The following is an 8722-nucleotide window of genomic DNA, read 5'->3' as shown; positions in this document are numbered from 1 at the left end:
AATGACGGTGGGTTGCCCGCCCTCCATCGCGGCGATCACTGAGTTCGTCGTACCGAGATCGATTCCGACGGGGCCACCGCGCCGGCGATCGCACCCCAGACCACCTCCTGAGAGCTGAGCTGAGTCAGACCTCGATTCTTCGCCAGGCACGGCGAAGGGCCCCTTTGTTTGAGGCTTGCTCCGGAAACGGTCCCTGGCGCTGAACGGCACCCATCGACGAGGTGCCCGGCGTCGCGGCTACCCGGTGGGGGATGCGCGAACGCCTCGCATACGATGGGCGTAACCCCTCGTGACGTTCGGCGGCACATCTTCACAACCCAGTCGAGAGTGACCGAATGCGTGGACGTGAGCGCGAATGGCGGGTAGCCCTCGGGCTCTTCCGCGCGGCGAGGTCGGGAAAGAGCGCGGTGCTTCTCCTCGACGGTGAGTCCGGCACGGGAAAGAGCAGGTTCCTCGCCGAGGCCGCCGACACGGCCGCCGAGCTGGGGTTCTCCCTCGCGGTCGGGCACGCGGAGGAGCTGGGACAGCTTGTTCCGATGGCGCCGCTGTTCTCGGCGTTCAACGAATCGCCGATCACGCTGATCAGCCAGGCACCTACGGTCGATACGCGCATCATGCTGGTCGAGCGGCTCCGTGCCAGGGCCGAAGCACTCGCGTCCCGCAATCCGCTCGTCGTGGTCCTGGACGATCTGCAGTGGGCGGATCCAGTGACTTTGATGGCCTTGAGGACCCTGGAGTCACAGCTGTCGCCGCAGCCTCTCGTCTGGATGCTCGCGCGGAGCACCGACCGCCACGGCACAGAGGTGGAACGCCTGTTTACCGCTCTTGAGGCGGAGGGGGCGGTCCGACTGGAGCTCGCCCCTCTTTCCCCCGACGCCGTGGCCGAGGTGATCGCCGACCTTCTGATCGCGCCGCCCGGCCACGAGCTGCTGGAGCTGGCAGCGGGGGCGGGCGGCAACCCCATCCTCCTGGTCGAGCTTATGACCGGGCTCCGCGAGGAGCAGGCGATCAGCGTCTCCGGCGGGCTGGCCCATCTGGCCTCCGAGCGACTTCCGCAACGACTCCAGGGCCTCGTGACGCGGCGTCTCGAACGGCTGAGCAGCCAAGCCCGCCAGCTGGTCGAGACCGCGGCGGTGCTGGGGCAGTCGTTCTCGCCCGAGGATGTGGCCGAGGCGCTCGGCAGGACGCCGGCCACTTTGCTCCCCGCCCTGGACGAGGCCATGGACGCCCAAGTCCTGGTGGTCGGATCGGATTCTCTCCGGTTCCGGCATGACCTGGTCAGGAAGGCTGTCGTCGAGGGGCTGCCACCACCGGTGCGCCAGGCCCTGCACCACCAGATCGGCGGGCTCCTGCTGGAGCGGGGCGGGTCCGCCGTCGGGGCGGCCACCCATCTCCTGCTCGGCGGCCAGCACGGTGACACGCGCACGCTGGCAGGGCTCGACCAGGCGGTGAACGAACTCCTCGCTGATGCTCCCGGGACCGCCGCCGATATCGCGGTGCGGGCGATGGAGCTCACCGACGACGACTCTCCGCAACACTTCACACGCACGCTGACCGCCGCGCACGCCATGACCGAAGCGGGGCAGCTGACGGGAGCCACCGACCTGATCACCAGGGCGCTGGCCCAGCCTCTCCCGCCACCGGCGGTGGCCCAGCTACGGTGCGCGCTCTCGGCCATCCTCCTTCTGGCCGGGCAGATGGCCGACGCGGTGATCGAGGCCGAGGCGGCACTCGCGGAACCCACCCTTCCCGACGGGACTCGCGACGAAGCCCTGGCGACGCTCCTCTACGCCCTCGCCGGGCAGCAAGACGGCGACTGCGCCATACGGCAGGCCGAATCGATCCTGGCGGGCACCGAGCGCCGCGCTGACGCCGTGATGGTCTCGGCTCTCGTGGTCCTCTCGGTCGCCCAGTGGGACCGCGGCAGGCTCATAGACGGGCTTCGCCTGGCTCGGAAAGCCGTACAGCTTGCGAACGAGGGCTCGAGAGCGGCTCGCCGTACCCACCCCAAGCTGGCCCTGGCGTCGATGCTGCTCGACATTCGCCGGCTCAGCGAGGCGGAGACCGTGCTCCAGGCGGCTCGTGAGGAGGCCAAGAAGCTCGGCCATACCGCATGGGCGATAGGCCCGGCCATCCTCGGTGCCCGCTTGGAGCTGGCGTGCCACCGGCTGACGGACGCGGTCACGTGGGCAGAGGCCGGTCTGGCCGCCGCCGACACGCTGGGCACGCATTTGTTCACGTCGATGGGTATGGCGGTACTCGGTACGGCGGCATTGAGACGTGGAGATCTTCAAACGGCGGCCGCCTGTGTGGAGACCGACCGCGCCCTGCTGCCCGACTACGCGGCGACACACGGGCAGATGCGCTGCCAAGTGGTCGCCGCACAGGTGGCTGAGGCTCTGGGCCAGCCGCGCAGGGCCATGGCGCTGATCGCCGGCCTCTATCCCGTGCTCGATCAGCGTCGCTCGCTGCTCGTCGTGGAGCCGACCGTCGCGGCGTGGCTGGTCCGCCTCGCATTGAGCGTAGATGATCGGCGACGGGCCGAGACAGTCGTCGCGGCGGCCGACCGTCTGGCCGCTGACAACTCGGACTTCCCCCTGTTCCTGGCCGCAGCGGCGCACGCACGTGGCCTGCTCGACCAGGACGTGTCGGCCCTCGCTGTCGCCGTCGCCCATGCCGTTGACGACTACGCGCAAGCATCTGCCAGGGAGGATCTCGGGGCGGCACTCGCGCTGAATGGGGAGCGCGACGGCGCGATCCGCAGTCTCGACGACGCGCTCGCCGGGTACGAGGCGATGGGGGCGGTGCGAGACGCCGCCCGGGCGCGCCGCCGGCTGCGCAGGCTCGGTGTACGGCACCGCCACTGGGCTCGCGGCGAGGGGACGGCACTGGGATGGGAGGGGCTGACCGCCACCCAGCGCCTGGTCGCCCGCCTGGTCGCCCAGGGGCTGACAAACCGCCAGGTGGCCGACCAGATGTTCATCAGCGTTCACACGGTCGCGTTCCATCTGCGCCAGATCTTCCGCAAGCTCGACATCAATTCCCGCGTCGACCTGACCCGCCTGACCATCGAAGAGGCTTACCTTCACCCCCGGTCCACCGGGCAGGAGTAGTCACTACTACCCAGTTGAGGGATGCGGGCACGCGCGGCGACCGAAAGCATTGAACTGGTCCGTCGCCTCCGAGCCTGCACAGGACGGCTCAGGACCGGCGGCGCCGGCGGAGTGCCGCGCGGAGGCGGCGGAGCGGGAAGAGCCCCACAAGGGGGCTCGGCGGCCGAGGTCCTCCCTGTCCTCCCGGTCGAAGGCGATGGCATAGCGGCGGGCCTCGTCCGCACTCGCGTAGCGCTTGTCCCCGCCCGCGCCGCAGCCGCGCCGGCAGTGCCAGCGCGTGGTATCGCGCTCGCTCGAGCAGCGATACCGATGGCTGAAAACGCTACAACGAAGCATCAGTCGAAGGTTAACCACCGGCACACGCATATCCGCGTCCGCCTCTCAGGGAGAGCCGCCTGCCATGGAAGCCACAGAGGTTCGCGCGATTCGCACCCAGGTCCCGGCCCGCTTGGACCGGCTGCCGTGGTCGCGTTTCCACTGGAGGATCGTCATCGGTCTGGGCGCCGTCTGGATCCTCGACGGGCTCGAGGTGACGATCGTCGGCGCGATCGCGTCACGGATGACCGAGCGGGGCAGCGGGATCGACCTGACCGCCGCCGACATCGGGACGGCTGCGGCGATCTACGTTGCAGGCGCCTGTCTCGGGGCGTTGATCTTCGGTCAGCTCACGGACCGATACGGGCGTAAGAAGTTGTTCATGATCACGTTGATGATCTATGTCATCGCGACGGTGCTGACCGCGCTCGCCTTCGCTCCGTGGTACCTCTTCCTCTTCAGGTTCTTGACCGGCATGGGTATCGGCGGTGAGTACGCCGCGATCAATTCAGCCATCGACGAGCTCATCCCAGCGCGCAATCGCGGGCAGGTCGACCTCGCCATCAACGGGAGCTACTGGCTCGGGTCGGCGATCGGCAGCGTGGTGGCGCTCGCGTTGCTCTCTACCGCCCTGTTCCCGATGCACGTCGGCTGGCGCCTGGCTTTCGGCATCGGCGGGGTGCTCGGAGTCGCGATCATGCTGGTGCGACGTAACGTGCCGGAAAGCCCTCGATGGCTGTTCATCCATGGCCGCGAGGAGGAGGCCGAGCGCATTGTCGACCAGATCGAGGCCGAAGTGCGCCAGGAGACGGGCAAGGAGCTCGCGCCGCCCGGCGCCTCGATAACCATCCGGCAGCGTGACGTGATCCCCTTCAGAGAGATCGCCAGGGTCGCGATGCAGCGCTATCCGCGACGGGCGATCCTCGGCCTCGCGCTCTTCATCGGTCAGGCCTTCCTCTACAACGCCGTGACCTTCGACCTGGGCACGATCCTCAGCGGCTTCTTCGGTGTCGCATCAGGGGCGGTTCCGTACTTCATGGCCATCTTCGCGCTCGGCAACTTCCTCGGGCCGCTCCTGCTGGGACGGCTCTTCGATACCGTCGGACGCATTCCGATGATCTCCGGCACCTACTTCGTGTCAGCCGGCCTGACGGCCCTGATCGCCGTCCTCTTCATGAATGGCAGCCTCACCACGGCCTCGTTCATGACACTCGTCGCGTTGACGTTCTTCTTCGCCTCGGCCGGGGCCAGCTCGGCGTACCTCACCGTCAGCGAGGTCTTCCCCATGGAAACCAGAGCGCTGGCGATATCCCTGTTCTTCGCGGTCGGCACCGCCATCGGCGGCATCACCGGTCCCGCGCTCTTCGGCCAGTTCATCCACAGCGGCAACCCCTCACTGGTCGCTCTCGGCTTCTTCATCGGCGCCGCCGCCATGGCGTTGGGCGGGGTGGCCGAGCTGGCCTTCGGCGTCCGCGCCGAGCAGCAGTCGCTGGAGAACATCGCCATGCCGCTCACCGCCGAGGAAGCCGAGGCAGACCCGGCCCAGCAGGCCGTGCTCGTGCGGGCAGGGAGAGAAGCGGGCCTGTCCGAGGAAGGCAGGCGGCAATTGCACGAGCGCGATGAACGGATCCAGCTGCGCAGTGCGCGCCGCAGGGACTGGGAGCGCAGCGGGCTCAGGCGATTCCGCCCCGGCCCTGGTAACTCGTTCTACTCGCCTGGCATGGCTGCCACCACCGGCACGACGTCGAGGTACGCCGCGATGGCGGATCGCGATCGCGATCAGGAGATTGAGGACCTGGCCCGCGCAGCCGACCAGCAGGGGCCCGTGTCGCGCGACAAGCTGGAGCAGGTGGTCGGCGGGCGTTGGTGGGGCCCCGGCCGCTTCGGCGCCGCCCTGAGAGAGGCCGTTCGGGAAGGCGTCATCAAGCGCTTCTCCGATGACAAATACGGCCCGGCCGACGACAATCGATCTTCCTGAGGGCTCTGATCGGTCCTCGAATCGGGACAAGGATGATCGTCGAGAATCGTTCGGTAAGGCTTCGTGAAACCTTCACTGAGGCGGAACGGACGTGTCCGAGCGACTTCCCTGCCCATCGCGAGATGGGCCGGGACGTCGCTGTGACCACCGTGCGAGAGCCAGCGCGGCGACCAGCACGAAGGCGCACCCCGCGTAGACAGCCAGCTCTATGAGCTGCTCACGGTTCTGGGCCGAGGACACCGGAATGCTCAGCCTGACGACCACCGACAGGATGTGCCGCACGATCGCGATGATGCCGACGATGATGAACGGCTCCAGCTGGAGGCGGCCCCCCTCGAGGTGGGTCTGCACCGTCACGAATATCTCTAGAACGATCAGAACGAGGAGGAGCTCCTCGAGGACGATGATGATTTTCTCCGCCCCGGACGTATCGCCTCGTATGATCGTGAAACACATCAGGACCAGAATGCCCACCCCTACGGCCACCAGCACGAACGAGACCAGATAGAGGATCACATGCTCGGCGGCGACCAGGATGCTCAGCAGCCGTGCGTTCGCCGGTCTGTGGATCACCGGGAGCGCTGAAGGGGCCGGAGAGGAAGGTCCGGGTGCGGCGGGCATCTGCGGTTGGTTCGCCATGTGGTCAACCTGGAATCCGATCCGGGGGCTCGAGAGGTCGAGAGCGACCGTGACGGTCCTGACATAAGGCGCCGCTCTCACGGCTACGGCCACGGCCGGAGCAATCTGAGTCATCACCGGCATCTTCCCCGTAAGGCAATCAGGATAATCATGATCTCCGCAGGTCCAGCCACCTCTGAGAGCTCCGAGAAGTCACCGAAGGCCTGGCGGAGGGAAGCGGGCGTCCGTGCGGTTGGCCGCGTGCGCGAACCGTTGCAAGCTCAAGCGCTCTATGCCCGGATCAGCCGGACGTCGTGCTGGCAGCATGCCGGCGCCCGTCGAATCGGCCGTCGTCCTCGCTGACTTGGCACCGGCGTCTGCTGCGAGGGGCCTGGACCTATCCGCATCGCGGCGGACGGCCAAGGACGAGCAGGGAGGTCCGGGTCCGGGACTTGATCATTCGCCTGGCGCGCGAGAACCCTTTGTGGGGCTACCTCCGCGTGCAGGGGGAACTGGTGCGGCTCGGCTATCAGGTCAGCGAGGCGACTGTGCGGCGCGTTCTGCGCTCCCGCCGCTTCGCTCCGGCACCTCGAGATCTCGCCACCTCGTGGCGCGTCTTCCTGCGATCGCAGGCCAAGGGGCTTTGGCGTGCGACTTCTTCCACGTTGACACGATCTTTCTGAAGTGCCTGTACGTGTTGTTCGTGATGGAAGTCCACACGCGGCGCGTCCACATCTTGGGTGTGACCTCCCACCCGGCCGGCGCGTGGACCGCTCAGCAGGCCCGCAATCTCTTGATAACCTCGGCGAGCGAGCGGCGTCGTTCCGCTTCCTCGTCCGCGATCGAGACGCCAAGTTCACCGCCGTCTTCGATGAGATCTTCGCCGCTGCGGTATCACGGTGCTGAAGACGCCGCCGCAGACACCGCGGGCGAATTGCTATGCCGAGCGGTGGATCCGTACGGTACGCGCCGAGGTGATCGACCGCATGCTGATCTACGGTGAACGTCACCTGCGCGCGGTACTGGACGAGTACATCGATCACTACAACGGCCATTGATCCCACCAGGCGCGTGGGCGACGACCACCCGATCAAGACGAGCAGAGTGTGGTACCAACGCAAGGCCGAATCGAACGCCACAAGGTACTCGGAGAAGCGATCAACGAGTACCGCCGAGCTGCATAGCCCGGCCGGAGAACCCCAGCTCAGATCATGCGCGCGAGTTTTGACGCGCTACAGGGGATATCGGTTCGAACGGTGCCAAGCCACTCTGTGGTCATGGTCAAGGCTCCTTCACATAACACCGACGGAAGGCGGGTCAGCGCAGCCCCGGCGGTGCTGCGCTGTACGGTGGGCTACATGCTTCGCTGTCGGGTTCTCGGGCATCGGTTCCGGTTCACCAGCGAAGGGGAGACGATGAGCTGGCAGTGCCAGCGAGGCTGCGAGGCAGGCGGCGCCAAACGGTACGCCTCCGCCGAGGATGCCCGCCGCTACGCCGAGGCCTTCGACAAAGAGGACCGGGACGATCTCGGCAGGCGAGCCCCCCTGGTGGGACTCCTGCCGCTCCGGCTCATCCGCGCCCTGCGCCGACGGCGAAAGACCTGACTCTAGGGCAGCACCGAAGCCAAGTCCCTCGGCATGCTCGATTTCACGTCCTCCCACTCACCGTCGGTAATGTGCTTCCTGAGCGCCTGCAAAACCGTCTTGACGAGATCTTCCGTATTCTCCTGGAATTCGAAGTCCACCCCGCTTGACACACGGTCGAGGAACTCCTCGCGGTTGACTTTCACCGGAACCGCGCCCGGGCGCCAGCCCTCGTAATAGAGACCACGGATCAGCAGCGGCAGCTGGGCGGCGAGGTGCGCGCTCTCCTCGACGGACAGCCGGTCGCGCAGCGCGTGAAGCACCGCCCGGAGAGCGGCGTAGGATCGGTTCCGGTGCTCAGCGGACCAACCGTGCGCCTCCTCGATCTCTCGCAGGACCCGGTTCGTCTTGTCCACCGTCCGGTTGAACGGCGCATAACCGGTCTCCGCCATCTCGTCCACCCCTTCGCGTTCTCTCGCGGCACTACAACCCTGGCTCCAGCCGCCCCCGGACCACATCCCCAAGACATGTAGTGCACCGAGCACAAAAGATCTCGACAGGCATGGGATTCGCCGCTCCGGCGCAGGAAAGGCTCGGTTGGAGAGGACGAGATGCGGGGACGCGAACGGGAATGGCGCCAGGTCGAGAGGCTGCTTCGTACGCTGCGACAAGGCGGGCGCGTGGACGGTGAGTTCGCGGAGCTGATCTGTGCTGACGATCAGTGGCTACGCGAAGCGTTCGACGCCCTGATCGCGGCAAGCTATGGGCCGCCACCCTGGTCGTCCCCTACCGCGAGCACCTGCGAGGCCGCCTGGCCGGAGGGCCCGGCATACCGGTGGCACCTCGTCGACACCACCGCAAGATCGAACCGCCAGAAGGCGGACCAAGATCCCGCGAGCTGGCTCCCGCCGTATGAGGCGGCTCGGTGCCGGTACGCGGCCGAGTGGACCGCCGTCAAACTCCGGTGGGAACTGAGCGTCGATCCAGCCGAGCGGGAGGCGCCTACCGACCTCGGGCGATCTTGCCCCGACCAGCGCCTCCCGACGTCTGCCGCCAACCAGCGCTGAGGGGAAGGTGGAAGCGCCTGGAGGCCTGAGCCGCGTACGCCCCGCCCA

At 67.3% G+C, this 8722-nt stretch carries 6 protein-coding genes; 4 read left to right on the top strand and 2 right to left on the bottom strand.

All coding sequences use genetic code 11. The features are described from left to right. Window positions 1-335: 335 nt before the first annotated feature. Both AC3EO4_RS55090 and AC3EO4_RS55085 read left to right on the top strand, forming a co-directional pair. A complete protein-coding gene (locus tag AC3EO4_RS55090; protein WP_431904756.1) occupies window positions 336-3113 on the top strand; it encodes a helix-turn-helix transcriptional regulator in 2778 nt (925 codons plus the stop codon). Between the two features lie 400 nt (window positions 3114-3513). Then, a complete protein-coding gene (locus tag AC3EO4_RS55085; RefSeq protein ID WP_488186389.1) occupies window positions 3514-5406 on the top strand; it encodes an MFS transporter in 1893 nt (630 codons plus the stop codon). 72 nt (window positions 5407-5478) lie between these two features. Here AC3EO4_RS55085 and AC3EO4_RS55080 read toward each other — a convergent pair whose 3' ends face one another. Then, window positions 5479-5979 carry a phosphate-starvation-inducible PsiE family protein gene (locus AC3EO4_RS55080; protein WP_379575716.1) on the bottom strand — a complete coding sequence of 167 codons (501 nt, stop codon included), beginning with the start codon at window positions 5977-5979 and terminating at the stop codon, window positions 5479-5481. A 944-nt stretch (window positions 5980-6923) separates the two neighbouring features. Between AC3EO4_RS55080 and AC3EO4_RS55075 the strand changes: the two genes are divergently transcribed. Next, window positions 6924-7082, top strand: coding sequence for an integrase core domain-containing protein (locus AC3EO4_RS55075; RefSeq protein WP_431904752.1), 159 nt, complete (start codon window positions 6924-6926; stop codon window positions 7080-7082). Window positions 7083-7439: 357 nt separating this feature from the next. After that, complete coding sequence (locus tag AC3EO4_RS55070) at window positions 7440-7628, top strand: hypothetical protein (RefSeq protein ID WP_379575719.1); 189 nt, start codon at window positions 7440-7442, stop codon at window positions 7626-7628. 2 nt (window positions 7629-7630) lie between these two features. Here the strand turns inward: AC3EO4_RS55070 and AC3EO4_RS55065 are convergent, their stop codons facing one another. Then, entirely contained in the window at window positions 7631-8059 is a 429-nt protein-coding gene (locus AC3EO4_RS55065) for a DUF2267 domain-containing protein (protein ID WP_431904759.1), read from the bottom strand. Window positions 8060-8722 lie beyond the last annotated feature (663 nt).

The sequence above is a fragment of the Nonomuraea sp. bgisy101 genome (assembly GCF_057708945.1).
The sequence above is the reverse complement of the archived record's forward strand: the minus strand, read 5'-3'. Positions and strand labels throughout refer to the sequence as shown.